The sequence below is a fragment of the Streptomyces sp. NPDC002886 genome (genome assembly GCF_042888445.1).
In the GTDB taxonomy this organism is placed as follows: Bacteria; Actinomycetota; Actinomycetes; order Streptomycetales; family Streptomycetaceae; genus Streptomyces.
In genome coordinates this window covers 919,837-943,462 of record NZ_JBIAPV010000001.1, presented here as the reverse complement: position 1 = coordinate 943,462, position 23,626 = coordinate 919,837, and the positions used below count along the sequence as shown (strand labels likewise).

Annotated in this window: 19 protein-coding genes and 1 pseudogene; 13 read left to right on the top strand and 7 right to left on the bottom strand. The window is 71.3% G+C overall.

Features of this window, described 5'->3' with window-relative positions; all coding sequences use genetic code 11:
• Positions 1–138: 138 nt before the first annotated feature.
• Positions 139–555, bottom strand: coding sequence for an SsgA family sporulation/cell division regulator (locus tag ACFYYB_RS04220; RefSeq protein WP_389433107.1), 417 nt, complete (start codon positions 553–555; stop codon positions 139–141).
• Positions 556–849: 294 nt separating this feature from the next.
• The gene (locus ACFYYB_RS04215) at positions 850–1,149 is read right to left on the bottom strand and encodes a YciI family protein (RefSeq protein WP_389433106.1); all 300 of its coding nucleotides are present in this window, start codon (positions 1,147–1,149) and stop codon (positions 850–852) included.
• 26 nt (positions 1,150–1,175) lie between these two features.
• On the opposite strand from ACFYYB_RS04215, the gene ACFYYB_RS04210 reads away from it, so the two are divergent.
• Complete coding sequence (locus ACFYYB_RS04210; RefSeq protein WP_389433105.1) at positions 1,176–1,856, top strand: endonuclease V; 681 nt, start codon at positions 1,176–1,178, stop codon at positions 1,854–1,856.
• A 31-nt stretch (positions 1,857–1,887) separates the two neighbouring features.
• On the opposite strand, the gene ACFYYB_RS04205 is transcribed toward ACFYYB_RS04210, so the two are convergent.
• Positions 1,888–3,093 carry a saccharopine dehydrogenase family protein gene (locus tag ACFYYB_RS04205; protein WP_389433104.1) on the bottom strand — a complete coding sequence of 402 codons (1,206 nt, stop codon included), beginning with the start codon at positions 3,091–3,093 and terminating at the stop codon, positions 1,888–1,890.
• 150 nt (positions 3,094–3,243) lie between these two features.
• Here ACFYYB_RS04205 and ACFYYB_RS04200 point away from each other — a divergent pair.
• From ACFYYB_RS04200 to ACFYYB_RS04175, 6 genes and pseudogenes are all read left to right on the top strand, one after another.
• Positions 3,244–3,627 (top strand): annotated as a pseudogene (locus tag ACFYYB_RS04200) (MmcQ/YjbR family DNA-binding protein); the annotation flags it as partial.
• A 194-nt stretch (positions 3,628–3,821) separates the two neighbouring features.
• Positions 3,822–4,982 (top strand): CaiB/BaiF CoA transferase family protein, encoded by a 1,161-nt coding sequence (locus ACFYYB_RS04195; protein ID WP_389433103.1) that lies wholly within the window; start codon positions 3,822–3,824, stop codon positions 4,980–4,982.
• Positions 4,982–6,007, top strand: a complete 1,026-nt coding sequence (locus ACFYYB_RS04190; RefSeq protein WP_389433102.1) for an LLM class F420-dependent oxidoreductase — start codon at positions 4,982–4,984, stop codon at positions 6,005–6,007. The genes ACFYYB_RS04195 and ACFYYB_RS04190 overlap by 1 nt, the downstream gene beginning before the upstream one ends.
• Before the next feature lie 12 nt (positions 6,008–6,019).
• Positions 6,020–7,162 carry an acyl-CoA dehydrogenase family protein gene (locus ACFYYB_RS04185; protein ID WP_389433101.1) on the top strand — a complete coding sequence of 381 codons (1,143 nt, stop codon included), beginning with the start codon at positions 6,020–6,022 and terminating at the stop codon, positions 7,160–7,162.
• 100 nt (positions 7,163–7,262) lie between these two features.
• The gene (locus ACFYYB_RS04180; RefSeq protein ID WP_389433100.1) at positions 7,263–8,477 is read left to right on the top strand and encodes an acetyl-CoA C-acetyltransferase; all 1,215 of its coding nucleotides are present in this window, start codon (positions 7,263–7,265) and stop codon (positions 8,475–8,477) included.
• A 55-nt stretch (positions 8,478–8,532) separates the two neighbouring features.
• The gene (locus tag ACFYYB_RS04175; protein WP_389433099.1) at positions 8,533–10,704 is read left to right on the top strand and encodes a 3-hydroxyacyl-CoA dehydrogenase NAD-binding domain-containing protein; all 2,172 of its coding nucleotides are present in this window, start codon (positions 8,533–8,535) and stop codon (positions 10,702–10,704) included.
• Positions 10,705–10,731: 27 nt separating this feature from the next.
• Here the strand turns inward: ACFYYB_RS04175 and ACFYYB_RS04170 are convergent, their stop codons facing one another.
• Both ACFYYB_RS04170 and ACFYYB_RS04165 read right to left on the bottom strand, forming a co-directional pair.
• Positions 10,732–11,403: a 1,4-alpha-glucan branching protein gene (locus tag ACFYYB_RS04170; protein WP_389433098.1), complete on the bottom strand. Its 672-nt coding sequence runs from the start codon at positions 11,401–11,403 to the stop codon at positions 10,732–10,734.
• Positions 11,366–12,142 carry a MerR family transcriptional regulator gene (locus ACFYYB_RS04165; protein WP_389433097.1) on the bottom strand — a complete coding sequence of 259 codons (777 nt, stop codon included), beginning with the start codon at positions 12,140–12,142 and terminating at the stop codon, positions 11,366–11,368. The genes ACFYYB_RS04170 and ACFYYB_RS04165 overlap by 38 nt, the downstream gene beginning before the upstream one ends.
• 97 nt (positions 12,143–12,239) lie before the next feature.
• Here ACFYYB_RS04165 and ACFYYB_RS04160 point away from each other — a divergent pair, with 97 nt between their 5' ends.
• From ACFYYB_RS04160 to ACFYYB_RS04140, 5 genes are all read left to right on the top strand, one after another.
• Positions 12,240–14,099 (top strand): AMP-dependent synthetase/ligase, encoded by a 1,860-nt coding sequence (locus tag ACFYYB_RS04160; protein WP_389433096.1) that lies wholly within the window; start codon positions 12,240–12,242, stop codon positions 14,097–14,099.
• 121 nt (positions 14,100–14,220) lie between these two features.
• A complete protein-coding gene (gene aspT, locus ACFYYB_RS04155) occupies positions 14,221–15,903 on the top strand; it encodes an aspartate-alanine antiporter (RefSeq protein ID WP_389433095.1) in 1,683 nt (560 codons plus the stop codon).
• Between the two features lie 24 nt (positions 15,904–15,927).
• The gene (gene aspT / locus ACFYYB_RS04150) at positions 15,928–17,631 is read left to right on the top strand and encodes an aspartate-alanine antiporter (protein WP_389433094.1); all 1,704 of its coding nucleotides are present in this window, start codon (positions 15,928–15,930) and stop codon (positions 17,629–17,631) included.
• Between the two features lie 79 nt (positions 17,632–17,710).
• Positions 17,711–19,369, top strand: a complete 1,659-nt coding sequence (locus ACFYYB_RS04145; protein WP_389433093.1) for a bifunctional aspartate transaminase/aspartate 4-decarboxylase — start codon at positions 17,711–17,713, stop codon at positions 19,367–19,369.
• A 44-nt stretch (positions 19,370–19,413) separates the two neighbouring features.
• On the top strand, positions 19,414–21,180 hold the full coding sequence (locus ACFYYB_RS04140) for an ankyrin repeat domain-containing protein (protein WP_389433092.1): 1,767 nt from the start codon (positions 19,414–19,416) through the stop codon (positions 21,178–21,180).
• A gap of 69 nt (positions 21,181–21,249) precedes the next feature.
• Here the strand turns inward: ACFYYB_RS04140 and sph are convergent, their stop codons facing one another.
• A complete protein-coding gene (sph, locus tag ACFYYB_RS04135; protein WP_389433091.1) occupies positions 21,250–22,239 on the bottom strand; it encodes a sphingomyelin phosphodiesterase in 990 nt (329 codons plus the stop codon).
• 153 nt (positions 22,240–22,392) lie between these two features.
• The gene (locus ACFYYB_RS04130; protein WP_389433090.1) at positions 22,393–22,641 is read right to left on the bottom strand and encodes a hypothetical protein; all 249 of its coding nucleotides are present in this window, start codon (positions 22,639–22,641) and stop codon (positions 22,393–22,395) included.
• Between the two features lie 94 nt (positions 22,642–22,735).
• On the opposite strand from ACFYYB_RS04130, the gene ACFYYB_RS04125 reads away from it, so the two are divergent.
• Positions 22,736–23,602 (top strand): oxygenase MpaB family protein, encoded by an 867-nt coding sequence (locus ACFYYB_RS04125; RefSeq protein ID WP_389433089.1) that lies wholly within the window; start codon positions 22,736–22,738, stop codon positions 23,600–23,602.
• Positions 23,603–23,626: the final 24 nt, after the last annotated feature.

The window sequence follows — 23,626 nt, the reverse complement described above, 5'->3', positions numbered from 1 at the left end:
GCGGCAGAAGGCGGTGGGTCGGTGTCTCGGACCTCAGAGAAGCAACGTCCTGCTCCGTTTCGACGGCGATGGGGCGTCTACGAAGCTACGGCGCGGCCGGAGCCGTGGGCAAACGAATTAAACGAAAGGGGCGGGGCGTCAGCAGGAGCCGCGCATCAGATCGGCGAGGCTCTGGTCCATGTCGAGGTACAGGTGCTCCAGGCCGGGCGGCACGATCGTCGAGGCCCGCTCCAGGAAGCGGTGCAGCTCGGCCGTCACCATCAGCACGATCGCGACCCCCTCGGGGGCGTGGAACTCCACGGTGGTCCGGTCGGCGTCGTACGGGCGCACGCGCACGTCCCCGCAGCCGGACGGGCGGTCCAGTCCGGACTCCAGCAGCTCCCGCGAGAAGGTCCAGGAGACCTCGATGCCCTCCAGCGTCGCGAGTGCGGGGAAGGCCATCCGGACGGCGAAGGGATCCGACCGGTCGTAGCAGAGCGTGACGGGTACGGTGTCGACCTTCGGCGCGGTGGCGATCAGTCGGGCCTGCACGGCCTGCTCGATGACAGTGATCAAGGCTCGCTCCCTTGCGGCGGATCTCGTGCCGGACCGCGGGGTGGGGGTCCGGCAACGGGATAGACGCGCGATGAGGCGAATCCGTGCACGCGAACCGGAGTGAGCTGTGTCACCGAATGGCCTGAACACGCCTGTGTGATCGCACAGGGAGAGGGGTGGCACGGGGCTCCGGGGCCTGCGGGCAGGCCCCGGAGGGGTTCCAGTAAGGCCGGTTCCCGCTCACTCCACAGGCCCAAAGCCGGGGAACCGGGCCCAGGTCGTCTCTTCCGGCCGACAAGATCCGAAAGAGGCGACCTAGAGCTCCGGGGTCTCCCGTACCGTCGCCAGGTCCGCCGAGGTCTTCGTCGCGATGAACTCGGTGATGCGGTAGGCGCAGACCCCGGCCACCGTGAAGGGGTCCCCGGCCGCGATCTTCTCGATCTCCTGGCGGGAGACCCCGCCGGCCAGGATCATGCCCCCGTCGCGCGGGACCTTGCGGCCCGAGGCGAGGAAGATGCCGGCCGCGTAGTAGCCGTCCAGCCAGGCGATGTGCGCGTCCATCTCCTCTTCGACGTCTTCGACGGGCGCGGTGTAGGTGAGCTCCATGACGAACATGATCACCAGGCTACTCTCGCACCACTATGACGAGTGCGAAGACTCCCGCCGACGAGGCCGAAGCCAAGGCGATACAGGACGAACTGCGCGGCAGGGTCGTCCTGACCGAAAACGGACCCCCGCCCGGAGAAGGGCTGATCGCCGGGGTGGACGTGGCCTACGACGACGAGCGCGACCTCGTGGCCGCGGCCGCCGTCGTCCTCGACGCCGCCACCCTGCGCGTCGTGGAGGAGACCACCTCCGTCGGCCGCGTCAGCTTCCCCTATGTACCCGGACTGCTCGCCTTCCGCGAGCTGCCGACCGTGCTCGCCGCGCTGGAGTCGCTGACCGTCACGCCGGACCTCGTCGTCTGCGACGGCTACGGGCTGGCCCACCCGCGCCGCTTCGGGCTCGCCTGCCACCTCGGGGTGGTCACCGGGATGCCCGCCATCGGCGTCGCGAAGAACCCGTTCACCTTCACCTACGGGGAACCGGGCGCCCGGCGCGGAGACCTCTCCCCGCTCCGCGCACCCGACGGCGAGGTCGTCGGGCGGGCGCTGCGCACGCAGGACGGGATCAAGCCCGTGTACGTATCGGTCGGCCACCGGGTGTCCCTGGACAACGCCTGCGCGCACGCCCTGGCGCTGAGCCCCCGCTTCCGGATCCCGGAGACCACCCGGCACGCCGACTCCCTGTGCCGGCGGGCCCTGCGCGAAGCCACCGGGTAGGGGCCGCGCAGGGGCCGCCCGGGCCGGTGCCTCAGTCGGAGGCCGCCACCCGGAAGCGGATGCCCGCCTTCTGGAGCCGGTCCAGCAGGGCGTCGCCCATCGCCACGGCGGTGGTCAGCTGGCCGGAGCGCTCGGGCAGGGCGTCGTAGGCGAGGCAGAGCGCGGATTCCGCGAGCATCTTCGCGGTCTCCCCGTACCCCGGGTCGCCGCCCGAGACCTCGGTGAACACCCGGCGGCCGCCGCCCTCGCCCACGAACCGCACGCTGAACCAGCTGCGCGCCCGGCGCTCCGCGTCCGGGCCCTGGCCCGGCTCCCAGCGGTCCGCGAGCCACTGGCGCACCGGCGGGATCTGCGCGAGGGCAGCCACCCCGCCGATCGCCGCCGTACCGCCCACGGCAACGGGCAGGTGCCGTACGGAGGCGTAGTGCCGGTAGCGGAAGTCCGGGCCGTACCGCTCCAGCGCCGCCGCCGACCGGGCCACGACCTGGACGTCCAGGACGGGCATCGGCACCGCCCAGGTGCCGGTCTCCCGGCTGAAGCGCGGGGCCCCCACGGGGACCCGTACCCGCCGGCCCAGCAGCCGGGGCTCGTGCATCCGGCGGGCGCGGGCGGCGGACAGGTTCTGCGGTCCGCGGCCCAGCGCGGTGAGCACGGTGGTGAAGGTGCCGCCCGAGAACAGGGCGTTGGAGCGCACGAACGCGTCCACGGTCAGCGGGACCCCGGCCGGCAGCCGGCCGACGGTGAAGTACGCCCCGAGGTCGGCCGGGATCGAGTCGAAGCCGCAGGCGTGCACGATCCGGGCACCGCTCTCGCGGGCCCGCGCGTCGTGCTCGACGTACATCCGGTCCACGAACTCCGGCTCGCCGGTCAGGTCCAGGTAGTCGGTGCCCGCCTCGGCGCAGGCGGCCACCAGCGGGGCCCCGTACCAGACGTACGGCCCCACGGTCGTGGCCAGCACCCGGGTGGAGGCGGCCAGTTCGCGCGTCGCCGCGGCGTCCTGGGCGTCGGCGCGCAGCAGCGGCAGGTCCGCGCAGCGCGGGTCGAGGGCGGTCAGCCGCTCGCGCAGCCGCTCCAGCTTCGCGAGGTCGCGCCCCGCGAGGGCCCAGCGGCAGTCCGCGGGGGCGTGCGCCGCGAGGTACTCGGCGGTCAGCGCCCCCACGAACCCGGTCGCGCCGAAGAGCACGAGGTCGTACTCCCTTTCCGCGGTGCGCGGTTCGTGCCGGCCAGCTGCGTTCATCGGGAGCCTCCCAGACGGTGTCGGTGGTCGCTGAGGCTAGCGGGTGTCCGTCGCGCGGCCGTGTCGGGGGCCTGTTCCCAGGCAGGATCCGAGAGGAACGGCCTAGCGTGGAGGGGGACGGTCCGTGCGCTCGGGTGCGGGCCGCGGTCAGTGGAGGTCCGCGTGAAGGCTGGAGTGCGCAAGTGGCAGGCGGTCCGGGAGTTCGCCCTCGGATTGCCGCATGCGCGGGAGGAGTTCCCGTGGGGTCCCGAGGACTGCGTGGTGAAGGTCAACAAGAAGATCTTCCTGTTCCTCGGGACCACCGACGGTCCGTCGCCCGGGATCTCCGTCAAGCTCAAGGACGAGGCGCTGCACGGTCACGCCATGACCGCGCCCGGCGCGGAGCCGACCGGATACGGGCTGGGGAAGGCCGGCTGGGTCCTGCTGCCGCTGGGGGAGAAGGGGGCGCCCTCCGTCGAGGTGCTGTGCGAATGGGTGGAGGAGAGCTACCGGACCGTCGCGCTCAAGCGGGACCTCAAGGAGCTCGACGCGCGGGCCACCGGACCCGGCGCGGGAGCCGCGACCGGAGCCGCGACCGGAGCCGCGACCGGACCCCGCGCCGCGGGAAACACGCCAACCGGCTAAGCGCTTGCTCTTGTGCTCCGTGGAACAGGTTCCTAGCATCACTGGTGTTACATCAGTTGTGTCACACAGTGGCCGCAGTGGTGCCACCGGATGCTGGGGGCTCGATGGCAGTGACAGGGAACGTGACGGGGAGCGTGCCCGCACGCGGCGGGGGCCCGCTCGCGGGCGTGCGCGTCGTCGAGCTGGCGGGCATCGGGCCGGGCCCGTTCGCCGCCATGGTCCTCGCCGACCTAGGGGCCGACGTGGTGCGGGTGGACCGGCCCGGCGGCGGCGGACTGGCCGTGAACCCGGCCTACGACATCACCAACCGCACCAAGCGCTCCGTCCTCGTCGACCTGAAGTCCGCCGACGGCCCGGCCCGCGTGCTGGACCTGGTCGAGCGCGCCGACGTGCTCATCGAGGGCTTCCGCCCCGGGGTCGCCGAACGGCTCGGCGTGGGACCGGCCGACTGCCACGCCCGCAACCCCCGGCTCGTCTACGGCCGGATGACCGGCTGGGGCCAGGACGGCCCGCTCGCCCACACCGCCGGGCACGACATCGCGTACATCGCGGTCACCGGCGCCCTCGGCATGATCGGCAACCCGGGCGAGCCCCCGGCCGTCCCCGCCAACCTGGTCGGCGACTACGCGGGCGGCTCGCTGTACCTCGTCATCGGCGTCCTCGCCGCCCTCCAGCACGCCCGCACCCCCGGTGGCACGGGCCAGGTCGTGGACGCGGCCATCGTCGACGGGACCGCCCACCTCACCGCCATGATCCACGGGATGATGGCCGCCGGCGGCTGGCAGGACCGGCGCGGGGCCAACCTGCTGGACGGCGGCTGCCCCTTCTACGGCAGCTACGAGACCTCCGACGGCGGGTACATGGCGGTCGGCGCGCTGGAGCAGCAGTTCTACGACACCTTCGTGGAACTCCTCGGCATCAAGGACGAGGCCCCCGCCCGCAAGGACCTGGCCCGCTGGGGCGAGCTCCGCGAGGCCGTCGCCGCGCGCTTCAAGTCCCGTACCCGCGAGGAATGGACGGCCGTCTTCGCGGGCACCGACGCCTGCGTGGCGCCCGTGCTCTCGCTGCGCGAGGCCCCGCACCACCCGCACCTGGCCGCCCGCGGCACCTTCGTCGAGGCCGCCGGGATCACCCAGCCCGCCCCCGCGCCCCGCTTCTCCGCGACCCCTGCCACCGCGGTGGGCGGACCCGCGCTGCCCGGCGCGCACACGGAGTCGGTGGCTGCCGACTGGGGCGTACCGGGGCTGCTCGGCAAGGAGGACTGATGGAACTGTCCATGATGCTGGACTACGCGGGGGACCCCCGCCGGGCCGCCGACGAAGCCGCGGCGCTGGAGGCGGCAGGGCTCGACGCCGTCTGGGTGGCCGAGGCCTGGGGCTTCGACGCCCCGACGATCATGGGGTACCTGGCCGCCCGGACCGAGCGGATGAAGATCGGCTCGGCCATCCTCAACGTCTACTCGCGCACCCCCGCCCTCATCGCCCAGACCGCGGCGGGCCTGGACGCGATGTCCGGCGGCCGGGCGATGCTCGGCCTCGGGGCGTCGGGCCCCCAGGTGGTCGAGGGCTGGCACGGAAAGCCGTACGACAAGCCGATCGGCCGGACCCGCGAGACGGTCGAACTGTGCCGGCGCATCTGGCGCCGCGAGACCATCGACCACCACGGCATCACCGACATGCCGCTGCCGCATTCGATGGGCGGCCGGCACGGCAAGCCGCTGAAGATGCTGACCCGTCCTGTCCGCGCGGACATCCCGGTCTACGTGGCCTCCCTCGGACCGGCCAACGTACGGATGACGGCCGAGATCGCGGACGGCTGGCTGCCCACCCTCTTCGTGCCGGAGAAGGCCGACGCGGTGTGGGGGAGCGCCCTCGCCGAAGGCGCCGCCCTGCGCGCGCCCGAACTCGGCCCGCTCCAGGTCGCGGCGGGCGGACTGCTCGCCATCGGTGAGGACGCGGCGGCCGCACGGGACCTCGCGCGGCCCCAGATCGCCCTGTACGTCGGCGGCATGGGCGCGGTCGGGAAGAACTTCTACAACGACCTGGCCGTCGCCTACGGGTACGGGGAGGAGGCCCGCAAGATCCAGGAGCTCTACCTCTCCGGACGCAAGCGCGACGCCGCCGCCGCCGTACCGGACGAGCTGTGCGAGCTCACCACGCTGTGCGGGCCCGAGGGGTACGTGCGCGAGCGCGTCGAGGCCTTCCGGGAAGCCGGAGTGACCATGCTCAACGTCACCCCCGTGGGAACCGATCCGGCCCGGCTGGTCGAAACCGTCAAGAACTGGCTCTAGGAGGCCCTTCACATGAAACGCCGGCTCTTCGACGCCGACCACGAGGCGTTCCGCGGGACCGTCCGCACCTTCCTCGGCAAGGAGGTGCTGCCGCACTACGAGCAGTGGGAGAAGGACGGGATCGTCAGCCGCGAGGCCTGGCGGGCCGCCGGCCGCCAGGGACTGCTGGGCCTGGCCGTCCCGGAGGAGTACGGGGGCGGCGGGAACACCGACTTCCGGTACGCGGCGGTGATCGCCGAGGAGTTCACCCGGGCGGGCGCCGCCGGGCTCGCGATCGGCCTGCACAACGACATCATCGGGCCGTACCTGACCTCGCTGGCCACCGAGGAGCAGAAGCGCCGCTGGCTGCCGGGCTTCTGCTCGGGCGAGATCATCACCGCCATCGCGATGACCGAACCGGGCGCGGGCTCCGACCTCCAGGGCATCCGGACCACCGCCGAGGACGCGGGCGACCACTGGGTGCTCAACGGCTCCAAGACCTTCATCTCCAACGGCATCCTCGCCGACCTGGTGATCGTGGTCGCGAAGACCACCCCCGAGGGCGGGGCGCACGGGATGTCCCTGCTGGTCGTGGAGCGCGGCACGGAGGGCTTCGAGCGCGGCCGCAACCTCGACAAGATCGGCCAGAAGGCGCAGGACACCGCCGAGCTGTTCTTCAACGACGTGCGCGTCCCCAAGGAGAACCTGCTCGGCGAGCTGAACGGCGCCTTCGTCCACCTGATGACCAATCTCGCGCAGGAGCGGATGGGCATCGCGATGGCGGGCATCGCCGCCGCCGAGTACCTGCTGGAGATCACCACGCAGTACGTGAAGGAGCGCGAGGCCTTCGGGCGGCCGCTCTCCAAGCTCCAGCACGTCCGCTTCGAGATCGCCGAGATGGCCACCGAGTGCGCGGTCACCCGCACCTTCCTCGACCGCTGCATCACCGACCACTCCAACGGGGAGCTGGACCACGTCCACGCCTCGATGGCGAAGTGGTGGGCCACCGAACTCCAGAAGCGGGTCGCCGACCGCTGTCTGCAACTGCACGGCGGATACGGCTACATGACCGAGTACCGGGTCGCGCGGGCCTTCACCGACGGCCGCATCCAGACCATCTACGGCGGCACGACCGAGATCATGAAGGAGATCATCGGCCGTTCCCTGCTGGCCTGACCCCTCCCCGCCTCCCCGTGATCCTCCCCTTGCTTCCCCCTCCTTCTCCCCGCTTCCCCTTGATCCTCCCCTGCCTCCGCACCCCCGAAAGGCTTGACCAGTGAGCACCGAAGCGTACGTATACGACGCGATCCGCACGCCGCGCGGACGGGGCAAGGCCAACGGCTCCCTGCACGGCACCAAGCCGATCGACCTGGTCGTCGGCCTCATCCACGCCCTGCGCGAGCGCAACCCCGGCCTGGACCCCGGCACCATCGACGACATCGTGCTCGGCGTCGTCAGCCCGGTCGGCGACCAGGGCTCCGACATCGCCCGGATCGCGGCGATCGCCGCCGGGCTGCCGGACACCGTCGCGGGCGTCCAGGAGAACCGCTTCTGTGCCTCGGGCCTCGAAGCGGTCAACATGGCCGCCGCGAAGGTCCGCTCCGGCTGGGAGGACCTGGTCCTCGCGGGCGGCGTGGAATCGATGTCCCGCGTCCCGATGGCCTCCGACGGCGGAGCCTGGTTCAACGACCCGATGACGGGCTGGGACACCGACTTCGTCCCGCAGGGCATCGGCGCCGACCTGATCGCCACCATCGAGGGATTCTCCCGGCGGGACGTGGACGAGTACGCCTCGCTGTCCCAGGAGCGGGCCGCCGCCGCCATCAAGGACAACCGCTTCGCCAAGTCGATCGTCCCGGTCACCGACCGCAACGGCCTGGTGGTCCTGGACCACGACGAGTTCGTCCGCCCCGGCACCACCGCCGACACCCTCGCCCGGCTGAAGCCCTCCTTCGCGGACATCGGCGAGCTCGGCGGCTTCGACGCCGTGGCCCTGCAGAAGTACCACTGGGTCGAGAAGATCGACCACGTCCACCACGCGGGCAACTCCTCCGGCATCGTCGACGGCGCCTCGCTCGTCGCGATCGGGTCCCGCGAGGCGGGCGAGCGAAACGGCCTGACGCCCCGCGCACGGATCGTCTCGGCGGCCGTCTCCGGCTCCGAGCCGACCATCATGCTCACCGGCCCCGCCCCGGCCACCCGCAAGGCCCTCGCCAAGGCCGGCCTGACCATCGACGACATCGACCTGATCGAGATCAACGAGGCCTTCGCCGGCGTCGTGCTCCGCTTCGTCAAGGACATGGGCGTCTCCCTGGACAAGGTCAACGTCAACGGCGGCGCCATCGCGCTCGGCCACCCGCTCGGCGCCACCGGCGCGATGATCCTCGGCACCGTCGTCGACGAACTGGAGCGCCAGGACAAGCGCTACGGCCTCGTCACCCTCTGCGTCGGCGGCGGCATGGGCGTCGCCACCATCGTCGAACGCCTCTGAATCCCGTCCTGATCCCCGATCCCTGATCCCACCCCCGACACGGAAGTTGCGAACCATGAGCGAGTCCACCACGATCCGCTGGGAACAGGACGAGACCGGCGTCGTCACCCTGGTCCTCGACGACCCGAACCAGTCCGCCAACACGATGAACCAGGCCTTCAAGGACTCCATCGCCCGGATCGCGGAGCGCGCCGAGGCCGAGAAGGACTCCATCCGCGGCATCATCTTCACCTCCGCCAAGAAGACCTTCTTCGCGGGCGGCGACCTCAAGGACATGATCCGGCTGCGCCCCGAGGACGCCCGGCTGGCCTTCGACACCGGCACCGCCATCAAGGCCTCGCTGCGCCGCATCGAGACCCTCGGCAAGCCCGTCGTCGCCGCCATCAACGGCACCGCCCTCGGCGGCGGTTACGAGATCTGCCTGGCCTCCCACCACCGGGTGGCCCTCGACGCGCCCGGCTCCCGGCTCGGCCTGCCGGAGGTCACCCTCGGCCTGCTCCCGGCCGGCGGCGGCGTCACCCGGACCGTCCGTCTGATGGGCATCGCCGACGCGCTCCTCAAGGTGCTGCTGCAGGGGACCCAGTACACCCCCCAGCGCGCCCTGGACAACGGTCTGGTGCACGAACTGGCCGCCACGCCCGAGGAGATGTTCGCCAAGGCGCACGCCTTCATCGACGCGAACCCGGAATCGAAGCAGCCGTGGGACGTCCCCGGCTACAAGATCCCGGGCGGCACGCCGTCCAACCCGCGGTTCGCCGCCAACCTCCCGGCCTTCCCGGCCAACTTGAAGAAGCAGCTGAACGGGGCCCCGTACCCGGCCCCGCGCAACATCCTGGCCTGCGCCGTCGAAGGCGCCCAGGTGGACTTCGAGACCGCGCTGACCATCGAGGCCCGCTACTTCACCGAGCTGGTCACCGGGCAGACCGCCAAGAACATGATCCAGGCGTTCTTCTTCGACCTCCAGGCCGTCAATGCCGGCCGCAGCCGCCCGCAGGGCGTGGCGCCCCGCAAGGTCTCCAAGGTCGCGGTCCTCGGCGCCGGCATGATGGGCGCGGGCATCGCCTACTCCTGCGCCCGCGCGGGCATCGAGGTCGTGCTGAAGGACGTCACCCCCGAGGCCGCCGCCAAGGGCAAGGCATACTCCGAGAAGCTGCTCGACAAGGCCCTGTCCCGGGGCCGCACCACCGAGGCCAAGCGCGCCGAACTGCTCGCCCGGATCACCCCGACCGCCGATCCGGCCGACGTGGCGGGCTGCGACGCCGTCATCGAGGCCGTCTTCGAGGACACCGCCCTCAAGCACAAGGTGTTCCAAGAGATCCAGGAGTACCTCACCCCCGACGCGCTGCTCTGCTCCAACACCTCCACGCTGCCCATCACGGGCCTCGCGGAAGGGGTTTCGCGGCCCGCCGACTTCATCGGACTGCACTTCTTCTCGCCCGTGGACAAGATGCCGCTGGTCGAGATCATCAAGGGCGAGCGCACCGGGGACGAGGCCATCGCCCGAGCCTTCGACCTCGTACGGCAGATCAACAAGACCCCGATCGTGGTCAACGACTCGCGCGGGTTCTTCACCTCGCGGGTGATCGGCCAGTTCATCAACGAGGGCGTCGCCATGGTCGGCGAGGGCATCGAGCCCGCCTCCATCGAGCAGGCCGCGGCCCAGGCCGGGTACCCGGCCAAGGTGCTCTCCCTGATGGACGAGTTGACCCTCACGCTGCCCCGCAAGATCCGCAACGAGACCCGCAAGGCCTTCGAGGCCGAGGGCCGGGCCTGGCCGGAGCACCCGGCCGACACCGTCATCGACCGGATGGTCGACGAGTTCGGGCGCCCCGGGCGCAGCGGCGGCGGCGGGTTCTACGCGTACGACGAGAGCGGCAAGCGCGCCGGGATCTGGCCGGGACTGCGGGAGCACTTCACCAAGGACGGGTACGCGATCCCGTTCGAGGACATGAAGGAGCGGATGCTCTTCTCCGAGGCGCTGGACACCGTCCGCTGCTTCGACGAGGGGGTCCTCACCTCGTACGCCGACGCCAACATCGGCTCCATCATGGGCATCGGCTTCCCGGCCTGGACCGGCGGCGTGATCCAGTACATCAACGGCTACGAGGGCGGACCGGCCGGGTTCGTGGCCCGGGCCCGCGAGCTGGCCGAGAAGTACGGCGAGCGCTTCGCCCCGCCCGCCTCCCTGGTGGAGAAGGCCGGGCGGGGAGAGACGTACGCGGACTGAACGGTCCGAGGGGAGTGAGGGGCGGGATCAGGAGGCGGCGTGGCCGGCGGTGTGCAGCTCCGCGAACACGCCCCGGTACGCGGCCCCGTCCAGCGTGGTCCAGCCGGCGGTGAGCCGGCCGACGACCGCCGAGGCGTCCTGCGGCCCCGACTCCCCGGGCCGCAGGACGCGCGTGAGGACCAGTGCCGGGGTGCCCGGCAGGCGTACCTCCGTGCCCCGCACGGTGTCGGCGACTTCCGGCCGCCCCTGGAGGGCCGCCGGGAGCCCCGGGCCCGCGCACCACGCGGTGACCGAGGGGTCGGTCGTACCGCTGTCGCACTGGTCCTGCGCCACGGCGCGGCCCTCGATCAGCGCGAGCAACTGGCCCACGAGCACCGGGTCGTGGGCGCCGTCGTAGATCCAGCGGGTGCCGAGCACCCCGTGCTCGGAGGTGCCCACGAGAGCGGCCTCGGCGCCCTCGAGCGGGGCGCCGCGGTAGGTCAGGGGCACGAGGTAGGAGGTTTCCCGGCCGCCCGAGTGGTCGGTGAGCACCATGAACTCGATGCCGACCTCGCCCTCGGGGTCGTCGAGGCGGAACCCGCCCGAGCGGTCGAGCTCGGGGGCCTGTCCGGTGGACGCGTACCACGGCCGCGTCGGAAGCCAGGCTGTCAGAAGCTCCGTCTTACCGGGCTTCATGGTGGTCTTGTAGATCATCGCCATGGCCTGAACCTACCGGCTCCGATACGAAGGCAGCCCGCAATTCCTCCTTCAGCGAGCGCTGGAACGCGGTCACCAGGGCCTGCACCACCATCGGCTGCATGTGCGCGGAGAGCGCCTTCATCGACTCCACCCGCTCCGGATCGCTCTCGCCCTCCGTGAACGGCCCCCACACCTCGTCCCGGAACAGCGCGGTCAGTTGGTGAGCCGCCGTCCGCGCGTGCCCGAGCAGCACCTCGCGCGCGGCCAGGATCGTCTCGTGGGCGATCGGCACGTCGAGCAGCGCGACCCCGAGCCGCAGCAGTCCCACGTCCACCCGGAAGCCCTCCGGGGTCGGCGTCAGCACGTTCATGGCCGCCAGCCGCCGGATGTCGGTCTCCGTCAGCGTCCGCCCGGCCCGCTTCTCCAGCTCCGCGCGCGAGGAGTCCAGCGCCGCGTCCGGGGCCCAGGTCGCCACCAGCGCGCGGTGGATGGCCAGATCGTGCGCGCTCAGGTCGTCGGGCAGGGCATCGAGGTAGCGCTCGATGGCGGAGAGGGTCATGCCCTGGTGCTGCAACTCTTCGATGAGCGCGAGGCGGGACAGGTGCTCCGGCCCGTAACGGCCCACCCGACGGGGTCCGATCACGGGAGGGGGCAAAAGGCCGCGGGTGCTGTAGAACCGTACGGTGCGGACGGTCACACCCGCCCTGGCCGCCAGTTCGTCGACGGTCAGCGACGCCGGCTCCGGTGCCTGGGTGGTCATGGGCTCTCCGCCTTGCTCTCTGATCAGCACGCCGACACGGTTCGTGTTCAACAGTATTGCTGTCGCACCAACGATGTGAAACGGCAAGGAGCTGCCCATGCCCACGAAACTGCGACTGCCCGCACCTGCTGAAGAGCTCACCCTGCCCGCCCTCCTGGCACGCAACGCCGCCGAACACGGTGATCTTCCCGCCCTCTCGTGGCGCGAGGGCCCCGACGGCACGGCCTGGACCACCCTCAGCTGGTCGGACGTCCGCCGCAAGGTGGCCGTCCTCGCCGCCGGCTACGCCTCCCTCGGCGTCGGACGCGGCGAGCACGTCCTGCTGATGATGGGCAACCGCCCCGAGCACTGGCTCACCGACCTCGCCCTGGTCCACCTCGGCGCCGTCCCCGTCACCGTGTACGGGACCTCGGCGCCCGAGCAGATCGCCCACATAGCCCGCCACAGCCGGGCCCGGCTCGCCGTGGTCGAGGGCGCCCGGGAGCTGGTCCGGTGGGAGCCGCTGCTGGCCGATCCGGCGACCCCGCTCGAACGGCTCGTCGTGGCCGAGGCCCCCGAAGCGGGCCCGCACCCGACCTACGCGTCGGTGTACGCCGGCGGCGCGCACCTGCACCGCTCCGAGGCCTTCGAGAAGGCCTGGCGGGAGACCCGCTCCGAGGACCCGCTCACCGTCGTCTACACCTCGGGCACCACCGGCGACCCCAAGGGGGTGCGCCTGACGCACCGCAACATCATGCTCCAGTCCGTGCGCCTCGACGGGCACATCGAACTGCCGGAGCACGCCGAGCACCTCTGCTACCTGCCCTTCGCGCACATCGCCGAGCGGATCCTCGGCATCTACCTCCCGCTCCTGCGGGCCGCCCACGTCCGGCTGTGCGCCGACCCGGCCGCCGTATCGGTCGCGGTGCGCGAGCTGCACCCGGTGCAGTTCTTCGGGGTGCCGCGGGTGTGGGAGAAGCTGGCCGCCTCCGTACGGGCGGTGCTCGGGCGGCTGCCCGAGGAGCAGCGGCGCGCCATCGAAGCCGCCAACGACCTGGCGCGGGAGCGGGCCGGGCACCGGGAGCGCGGGGAGGAGGTCCCGGCCGCGCTCGAAGCCTCGTACGCCCGGGCCAGGGAAGGGGTGCTGGACCCGCTGCTGACGCTGGCCGGGCTGGACCGCCTGGTCTGGACGGCCAGCGCCACCGCGCCGATGCCGATCGACGTGGTCCGCTTCTGGGCGGGCTGGGGCATCACCATCATGGACGCGTGGGGGCTGACCGAGACCTCCGGGGTGTGCACGGTCAACAGCCCGGACGGCTTCCGGCTGGGTTCCGTGGGCCGCCCGATCGAGGGGCTGGAGCTGCGGATCGCCGAGGACGGGGAGATCTTCACGCGCGGGGAGACGGTGTTCGGCGGGTACCTCCTCCCGGACGGCTCGGTGGAGAGCGCCTCCGACGACGAGGGCTGGTTCCCGACGGGGGACATCGGGCGGCTCGACGAGGCGGGGTTCCTCTGGCTGACCGACCGCAAGAAGGAACTGATCATCACCTCGAACGGGAAGAACGTCTCGCCCGCCCTGGTGGAGAACACCGTCAAGGAACACCCGCTGATCGGCCAGGCCCTGGTGCACGGCGACGGCCGCTCCTACCTCGTCGCCCTCCTCGTCCTGGACCCCGAACTCGGCCCGGCCTGGGCGCAGGCCCAGGGCATCGACGCCGCGGCCGCCACGCCCGCGGAGCTCGCCGCGCACCCGGTCGTACGGGCTGAGGTCGCCCGGGCCGTCGCCGCCGCCAACGCCCGGCTCAACCGCACCGAGCAGATCAAGCGCTACCGGCTGCTGACCGGGGAGTGGGGTCCGGAGTCGGGGGAGCTGACCCCGTCGTTGAAACTGCGCCGCCGGGTGGTCCGGGAGAAGTACGCGGAGCTGATCGAGGGGCTCTACGCGGAGCCGTACGCGGCGCCGGACGAGGCTTCGTAGAAAGGTCCGTCACACGAACGGCCCTGCCCGGTGAGCGGATCTTCGCTCACCGGGCAAGGGTGAGGGAATGTGCATATGCCCTGAATTCGCCGCGCCGCCCGGCAAGGGCGGCTGATCGCCCATGGGTGTGCTGCAAGACCACCCCGAACTCGCCCTGTTCCTCTGCCTCGCGGCCGGATACCTGCTGGGGAAGGTACGCGTAGGCCCGATCACCCTCGGCGGCATCTGCGGCACGCTGATCGTGTCGCTGCTGCTCGGCGCCTGGGCCAAGATCGAGATCGACGCCGACGTGAAGACGATCTTCTTCGCGCTCTTCATCTTCGCCCTCGGCTACATGGCCGGACCGCAGTTCTTCGCCAACCTCAACCGCAAGAGCATGCGCTTCTTCGCGCTCTGCTTCATCGAGCTCGTCAGCGTGCTCGGCCTGGCCTATCTGCTGGCCAAGGCCTTCGACCTCGACGTCGGCACCGCCTCGGGCATCCTCGCGGGCGCGGCCACCGAATCCGCCGTGGTCGGCACCGCCACCGAGGCGATCGGCAAGCTGCCCGACCTGACCGCGGAGCAGATCACCACGTACCAGGGCCACGTGGCCACCGCGTACACGGTCTGCTACCTCTTCGGCCTGGTCACCATCGTCATCTACACCAGCCAGATCATGCCGATGCTGCTCCGTACCAACCTCGCGGAAGCCTCGCGCGAGCTGTGGGAGAAGATGCGCGGCGGCGGCTCCGGCGGCCTGGAGAGCGACGAGCGCGAGGCGCTGCCCGGCCTGGTCGGGCGCACCCACCTGGTCACCCTCGCCGACGGCCGCACCGTCGGGAACCTGGAAGCGGCCTTCGGCGGCGGGGTCACCGTGGAGGCCGTCCGACGCGGCTCCAAGGACCTGACCCCCGCCCCGGATCTCGAACTGGTGCTCTCCGACCTCGTCCTCGTCGTCGGCCGGCGCTCCGAGGCCATCGCGGCGGGCCGGGCGATCGGCCCGGAGACCCCCGGCATCCCGGGCGTCGACACCCCGCTGGCCACCCGGCAGGTCGCCATGACCGATCCCTCGGTCGCCGGCAAGTCCCTGGACCAGATCCGCTCGACCCACGCGGAGTTCGGCCGCAGCGGCGTCTACGTGACGGACGTGCTCCGCGGCGAGCAGCACCTGCCCGCCAATCCCGACACCGTCGTCGAGCGCGGTGACGTCATCACCCTCGTGGGCGCCCGCTCGGGCCTGAACCGGATCGTGGCGAAGATCGGCACGGTGGCCAAGAACGACGCCACCGACTTCATCTACCTCGGTCTCGGCATCGCGGTCGGCTCGCTCATCGGGCAGATCGTGGTCCGCGCCGGCGGGGTCCCGCTCTCGCTCGGCACCGGCGGCGGCTGCCTGATCTCGGGTCTGCTCTTCGGCTGGTTCCGCTCCCGCCGGCAGACCTTCGGCGCCTTCCCGCCGCAAGCCGCCACCACCATCAAGGACATGGGGCTCGCGGTCTTCATCGCCTGCACCGGTCTGACCTCGGGCCCGCAGGCCTGGCCGCTGCTCAAGGAGTACGGGGCCCTGCTGCCGTTCGCCGGGATCGCCATGGTCCTCGTACCGGCGACGATCTCGCTGATCGTCGGGCGCAAATTCCTGAAGATCGAGAAGCCGCTGCTGATCGGCGCCATCGCCGGACAGCAGTGCTCCACCCCGGCCATCACCTCGGTCACACAGGTGGCGCAGAGCTCGGTCCCGATGCTCGGCTACACGATCACCTACGCGCTGTCCAACTTCCTGCTCCCCCTCACCGGACCGATCCTCGTCGGGATCCTCGGCGCCTGACCCCCCACCAGGACGGGTACCAGCATGATCGACTTCCTCGTAAGGAACATCTTCAAGCCCCATCCCGAACTACTCGTCTTCATCACCGTCGCCTTCGGCTTCCTCGTCGGCAAACTGCGGTGGAAGGCCATCGGGCTGGGCGCCGTCACGGGCTGTCTCATCATGGGCCTGATCTTCGGCGCCCAGTTCAAGATCACTATCGACGGGACCGTGAAGAACCTCTTCTTCACGATGTTCCTCTTCGCCCTCGGCTACAAGGTCGGCCCGCAGTTCTTCCGGGGCCTGAAGAAGGACGGCCTGCCGCAGGTCCTCAACGCGGTGATCGTCTGCGTCACCGGCCTGCTCGTCTCCTGGGGCTTCGCCGTGATGCTCGGCTACGGCCCCGGGCTCAGCGCGGGCCTGCTCGGCGGGGCGCTCACCCAGTCCGCCGTCATCGGTGTCGCCCAGGACGCGATCGGCAACCTTCCCGGACTCAGCCCGTCCGAGATCACGGATCAGCAGAACCTGGTCGCGGTCGGCTACGCCGTCACCTACCCCCTCGGCACCATCCTCTGCGCGCTGCTCCTGGCCAACGTGCTGCCCCGGCTCTACCGCCGGAACCTGGCCACCGAGAGCGCCGAGCTCGCCAAGGAGCTCGACGCGCCCAGCGACGACCCCGACCTGCACGAGGGCTACTACGAGGTCGTCCTGCGGGCCTACACCATCCAGCGGCCCGACCTCGTGGGCCGGACCATCGACGACTTCGAGAACCAGCAGAAGGCCCTGGGCCAGCGGATCTACATCACCAGGATCCGCCGGGAAGGTGCGATCGTCGACCACACCCAGCAGACCGTTCTGCGCGAGGGCGACGTCGTCGCCGTCAGCGCCCTGCGCGAGTCCCTCGTCGCGTTCGACGCCCGCACGCACATCGGGGCCGAGGCCGACGACGTCGAACTCCTCGGCTACCAGACGGAGAACCTGCACGTGGTCGCCTCCGAGAAGGCGCAGCTGGGCAAGACCATCGCGGAGCTGCGGGCCGAGCCCTTCATGGTCGGCGTCTACATCGACAAGGTCTACCGGTCCGGTTCGGAGTTCCCCTACCGGCTCTCCACCCAGCTGGAGCGCGGCGACACCCTGATCCTCTCCGGTCCCAAGCGCCTGGTGGACCCGGCCGGGCAGGCCATCGGCAAGCCGGTCCCGACCAGCTTCGCCACCGACATGATCTGGGTGGGCCTCGGCATCTTCCTCGGCGGCTGCCTCGGCATCCCGGCCCTGACCGCGGGCGGGGTCCCGATCTCGCTGTCCACCTCGGGCGGCGCGCTCATCATGGGCCTCGTCTTCGGATGGATCCGCGGCAGGTACCCGACCTACGGCAACGTCCCGCCCGGGGCGCAGTGGTTCATGGACACCCTGGGCCTGTGCCTCTTCGTCGCGGTCGTCGGGCTCAACGCCGGACCCAGCTTCACCAGCGGGCTGGCCTCGGCCGGCTGGGGGCTGTTGCTCTGGGGCGCGGTCATCACGCTGATCCCGCTGCTGGTGGGCTTCCTCGTGGGCCATCACATCCAGAAGATCCGCTTCCCGATCCTCATGGGCGTACTGGCCGGCGGTCAGACCACCACGGCGGCGATCGGAGCCGTCAACGAGGAGTCCAAATCCCAGGTCCCGACGCTCGGTTACACGATCCCCTACGCGGTCAGCAACGTGCTGCTGACGATCTGGGGCGCGGTGATCGTCCTCCTCAACCACTGAACACCGCCCTCCGCCTCGCCCGCAGGGCCAATCGCACACCGAAACGCCGAACGCCACCGACGCAAAGGAACGAACCACCGTGCCGGAGACCACTTTCAGCCGCGAGGAGATCCAGTCCTTCGCGCAGCTCAGCCCGTTCGAGCTGAAGGACAAGTTCATCCAGCTGGCCACCGCCGCCCAGGCCGACAAGCCGGGACAGAAGGACACCACCGCCCGCGCCATGCTCAACGCGGGCCGCGGCAACCCGAACTGGATCGCCACCGGTCCGCGCGAGGCCTTCTACTCGCTGGGCTACTTCGCGCTGGAGGAGTCCCGGCGGGTGTGGACCGCGGACAACCTCGGCGGAATGCCGGAGAAGAAGGGCATCGGGGAGCGGTTCGAGTCCTGGGCCCGGCGCCACCCGGACCTGCCGGGCGTGGAGATGCTGTCCGCGTGCGTCCAGTACGCCCTCTCGCGCTGGGCGTTCGACAAGGACGCCTTCGTCCACGAGCTGACCGACGCCATCACCGGTGACAACTACCCGGTACCGGACAGGATGCTGACCCACGCGGAACACGTCGTGCGCGGCTACGTCGCCGACGAGATGTTCGACAAGAGGCCGCCGGAGGGCAACAACCTGTCGCTGTTCGCGACCGAGGGCGGCACCGCCGCCATGTGCTACATCTTCGACTCGCTGATGAAGAACGGGATCCTGAAGAAGGGCGACAAGATCGCCCTGATGACCCCGGTGTTCACCCCCTACATCGAGATCCCCGAGCTCGACACCTTCGAGTTCGAGGTGGTCAACGTCCAGGCCAGCCTCTTCGCCGAGACCGGCGTGCGCCAGTGGCGCTACCCGGAGGAGGAGGTCGCCAAGCTGGCCGACCCCGCCGTGAAGCTCGTCTGCCTGGTCAATCCCTCCAACCCGCCCTCGCTCGCGCTGAGCGACCGGGTGGCGAACCAGATCAAGGACATCGTCGCCACCAGCAACCCGAACCTGCTGATCGTCACGGACGACGTGTACGGCACCTTCGTGCCCGGCTTCCGCTCGATCGCCGCCGACCTGCCGCGCAACACCCTGCTCGTGTACTCGTACTCCAAGCACTACGGCTGCACCGGCTGGCGGCTCGGCGTCATCGGCCTGCACGACGACAACGTCATCGACGACATGATCGCGAACTTCCCCCAGGACCAGAAGGACCGCCTCGCCAAGCGCTACGGCACCCTCACCCTGGAGCCGGAGAAGATCCGCTTCATCGACCGGCTCGTGGCGGACTCCCGCTCGGTGGCCCTCAACCACACGGCCGGCCTCTCGCTGCCGCAGCAGACGATGATGGTGCTCTTCTCGCTCTTCGACATGCTGGACGAGGGCCAGGCGTACAAGGAGCGGATCCGGCAGATCGTCCACCGCAGGCTCGACCTCCTCCTGGAGGGAGCCCAGATGAAGATCTCCGAGGACGACAAGCGGGCCGGGTACTACATCGAGCTCGACCTGCTGGCCGAGGCGGAACGGGTGCACGGCAAGGACTTCGCCGACTTCCTGGAGAAGAACTACGAGCCCGTCGACCCGCTGTTCCGGCTCGCCGAGCAGACCTCGGTGGTCCTCCTCAACGGCGGCGGATTCGACGGCCCCCAGTGGTCGGTGCGCGTCTCGCTGGCCAACCTCGACGACCTGGACTACCTGAAGATCGGCCACCACCTGCGGGCCATCTTCAACGACTACGCGAGCGAGTGGGAGCGGGCGAAGGCCTCCGGCTGACCGGCTCCTGACCCACTGTCAGAGGCGTTCGGCACGATCGGTCCATGAGCTTCTTCGATGGACTGATCGTGCCGGATCCGCCGAAGGCGGCCGCTCCGGCGGAGATGCGACTGGGCCCGTACGAGGCGTCGCCGTACGAGGACCATCCGCCGGCCGACTGGTTCGCCCCGGCCAGGATCCCGGAGACGCGGGAGGTCGGCGCCGGACCCGAGACGCGCGTCGTGCTCACCGGCTGGGAGGTCTGGCCCGCCTCGCTGACGATCCGGCTGGACGTGTTCCGCCGGCGCGTGGCCTACGGCGACGGCGGGCACTTCCACCACGGCCGACCGGGCGCCGATGGACTTCGATTCGGCGTGCTGCTGGCCGACGGGCGCCGTGTCACCACCCTGGACGGCGACCCGTGGTCCGCGCCGCGGACCGGCCCGGACGGCCTGCCCCGGCCGAGGCTGATGCCGTACGGCGGATCCGGGGGCGCCTTCCATGACGAGGTGAACCTCCACCTCTCGCAGCTGCCGCCCGAGGGACCCCTCGTCCTGGTCACCGAGTGGCCTGCCGAGGAGGTACCCGAGACACGCACCGAGTTCGACGCCGGGATGCTGCGCGCCGCCGCCACCGAGGTGCTGGAGATCTGGCCGGGTCCGCAGCGATCCGCCCCGGGCGGGCCGCAGCAGGCGGGGGAGTCGCGGGGGGTGGCCATCTGGAGCCGCGGCGCGAGCGACATCCTGGCGCAGCCGAAGCCGGCCTGGTACTCGGACGTGTACGTGCCGCCCGCCCCCGAGCGCGACCGTGCCGACTGGGAGGGCATGGGGTACGAGGGGTGGGCGGATCCCGAGCTCATCCGCGCCCGGCTCGCGGCGGGCGCGGATCCCGACCCCGATCCCGACGGGGGTCATTTCGGATCGCCGCTGCACCGTATCGCCGAGAGCGGCCGGCCCGAGTCGGTGGCCGAACTCGCCGGGCTCGTCGCCGACGTGGACGCCCTGGACCACCTCGACGGAAGCGGCGTGACCGCACTGTGGGAGGCCGTGGCCCACGGCCGCGCGGACAACGCGGCCGCGCTGCTGGCCGCCGGGGCCGATGCCTGGACCCCCCGGATCGCCGGGCGCTCGCCGGGCAGCCTCGCGCTGTCCACCGACATGGCCGCGCTCTTCGCGGACCTCCCCGGAGCGGTTCCCCGCAGCGCCCAGGAGGTGACGGCCCAGCGGGAGGCAGACGAACAGGCCCTGGTGTTCAGGGGGATCCACACCGAGGGGCTGTCGGTCGCCTTCGTCGCCGGGATCACGGAGGACGAGGCGGTCCGCAGGCTCGGCACGGATCCGGAGCGCTGCCGGGTGCTGGACCTGGACCGCGAGCCCGGCCCGTACGGCACGGGACCCGACGGCTTCGATCCGTCCGCCGAGGAGGCGGAGCGGTTCATCGGCGTGACGGGAGTGCCCGGCGGCTGTGTGCTGATCCAGCCCTTCTGGTACGGGGCTTCGACGCCGAAGGTGCTCCGCGCCCTGTCGCCCGGGGGCCGGGCGTACGGGGTGTACTTCAACGCGGCCGGCGGCACCTTCGGGCAGCTCTCCGTGGACGGCCGGGAGGACGAGCACGAGGAGATCGGGCTCCCGCCGTACGAGGGGTCGCCGGAGGGCCACTGGCTGCACCGCTTCTGGCAGTGGGGTCCGGAGGAGGACCTGCGGGGAGCACGCTCGCTGGCCTACGCCTGCGCGCGGGCGGGGATGCGACTCGAAGACGGGCGCGCGGTGGAGGGCCCGCCGCGCCGCTGGGTGGAACTCCCGGCCGACAGCCCCTTGCTGAGCAGGGACTGAGCAGGGACCGGGCCGGAACCGGACCGGCCGGATGCCCCGCGGTGGCGGCGGGCACCCGGCCGGCTCGGATCAGCGGCCGATCAGCGGGTAGTGGTCGCTGAGGTTGTTGTACGTATAGGAGGTGCCCCAGCTGGAGACCGTCCAGGGCGCCGACTGCTCCAGGACCACGTTGTTCTCCCAGCCCGCCGGGCGGGCGTTGCCCTTGCGGTAGAGGACGTAGTCCAGGTCCTCGCGCGGGTCGGTCGGGTAGCGGTACTTCGCTATCGAGTTCAGCGCGGTGTCGAAGGAGTACGTGTGCCCCGTGCGGGTGTCGGAGGCCGCCAGGTCGGCGTTGGCCAGCATGGTGGCCAGCTCCGGGGTGCGCGAGTCGACGTTCATGTCGCCCGCCACGATGACCTGCTCGCTCGCCGGGATGTTCTTGGCGTCCAGGAACGCGTCGATGTTCCGGAACTGGCGGGCGCGCATCTCCGCCGCCTCGCCCGCGCCGCAGCCGGGGTCGGTGGACTGGGCGTGGGTGCCGACGACGTGGACCTTGGTGCCGTTCACGTTCAGCACGACGTAGGCGAAGCCCTTGTTGGACCACCAGTCGGCGCCGCAGGCGTCCTTGTAGACCACCTGCTCCTTGCGCACGATCGGCCACTTGCTGAGGACCGTGACGCCGCCGTCCTCCGGGGTGGTGGAGGAGTAGGCGCCGCCCGTGGCGTCCCAGCCGCTCTTGCTGCGGCCCACGATCGGGGTCTGGTACGGGTACTGCGCGGCCGAGTTGGCCTTCAGCGCGTCGGAGGCCGCGTTGTCGAAGGCCTCCTGGAGGACGACCACGTCGTGGCCCTGGTACCAGGAGGCCTTGGGGATCTCGGCCGCCCGGTGGTCCTGGCCCCAGTTGGGGTAGAGGCTCTTGCTCATCAGGAACGCGTTGTACGACAGGACGCTGAGCCGCGGCGCGGCGGCGCTCTCGGCGGCGGTGGCGGCCGGAGCCGCGGTCGCCACGAGCGATCCGACGGCGATCGCGGCGACGGCCGCGGCGGCGGCGCGGGTCCTGCGGGGCTGGATCTGGGGCATGGAGGTTCCCTCGTTCCTGTGGGGGAAGATCGGCTCCGCCATCCAAGCAGCCAGGGTTACTTCGCGGTAACACCTGTGACACGGGTTTCTGGACGCAGTCCTACTTCTTCGGTGTTTCCGCGGCCGGCCCTCAGCCGGCCCTCAGCCGGACTTTCAGCCGGCCCGACGGTCTTCGTCCTGCGCGGAACTCCAGGTGAAGCCCCCGATACCGCCCGGAGCGGAGGCCTCGGCGGCGCCGGAGGCCTCGCCGGCGTCCTCCTGGTGGCGGCGGAACCGCAGGAGGAAGTACGGCACCCCGAACAGCGCCACGAGCACCGCGAGGATCAGGGCGAGCGTGACGGCCGTGCCGATCAGCATCCAGGGAGCCAGGGACTCCAGCACGGCCGAGGGGGACAGGTTCATGGCGGCAGGATGCACCGTCCACAGGGTTCGGCGGAAGCCGCCGGACCCCCTGCATACTGGGAGAACGGCAGGTCGACACCCTGGGGGAACGCGGATGGGCACGAAGCGAAGCGATCGCGACCCCGAGCCCCCGCCGCCCGGGGGAGTGCTCTGGACCATCGCCGGAGACGTCCGCGCGCTGCTCATGCTGCCCGCCGCCTTCACCATGCAGGTCGCCCACCCCGCCATCGGCGCCGGCGTCGACGAGCACTCCGTCTTCCGCACCGACCCCTGGGGCCGCGGCGAGCGCTCCCTGCGCTCCGTCCAGCTGTGGGTGTACGGCGGAGCCGACGCCGCGGCCGAGGGGCGCCGGGTGCGCCGCCTGCACAAGGAGATCCAGGGCACCGACACCCGGGGGCGCCGCTACCACTCCCTCGACCCGGCCTGCTACGCCTGGGTGCACGCCACCGGCTTCCCGGTCTACCTGTACGCCGGGCGCTACCTGCTGCGCCCCTTCACCCCGGCCCAGGAACGGCAGCTCTACCGCGAGTGGCTCCAGGTCGGCCGCATCCTCGGTCTGCACGACCGGGACATGCCGCAGAGCATCGAGGAGTACTGGCCGTACTACCACCGGATGCTGGCCGAGGAGATCGAGCCCACCAAGGTCGCCCGCGAACTCCTCGCCACCGACGCGCCCCTGCCCCGCCCCGCCGGAGGCCCGCTGCCGGTCCGGATCCTGCTGCGGCTGACCTGGCCCGTCCTGCGGGCCGCCTTCCTGCACTTCCGGGCCTTCGTCACCGCCGGCTACATGCCGCCCGAGGCGCGCGCCGCCATCGGCCTGGAGTGGACCCCGGCCCAGGAACGCCGCCTGCGCCGGTTCAGCACGGCCCTGCGCCTCCTCGTACCCCTGCTGCCGGAGCGCCTGCGCTACCTCCCGATCGCCCGCGCGGCCCGGGCGCGCGTACGCGCCGCCGCCCGCTGAGGGGCGGCGGCGCGCAGCTTCGTA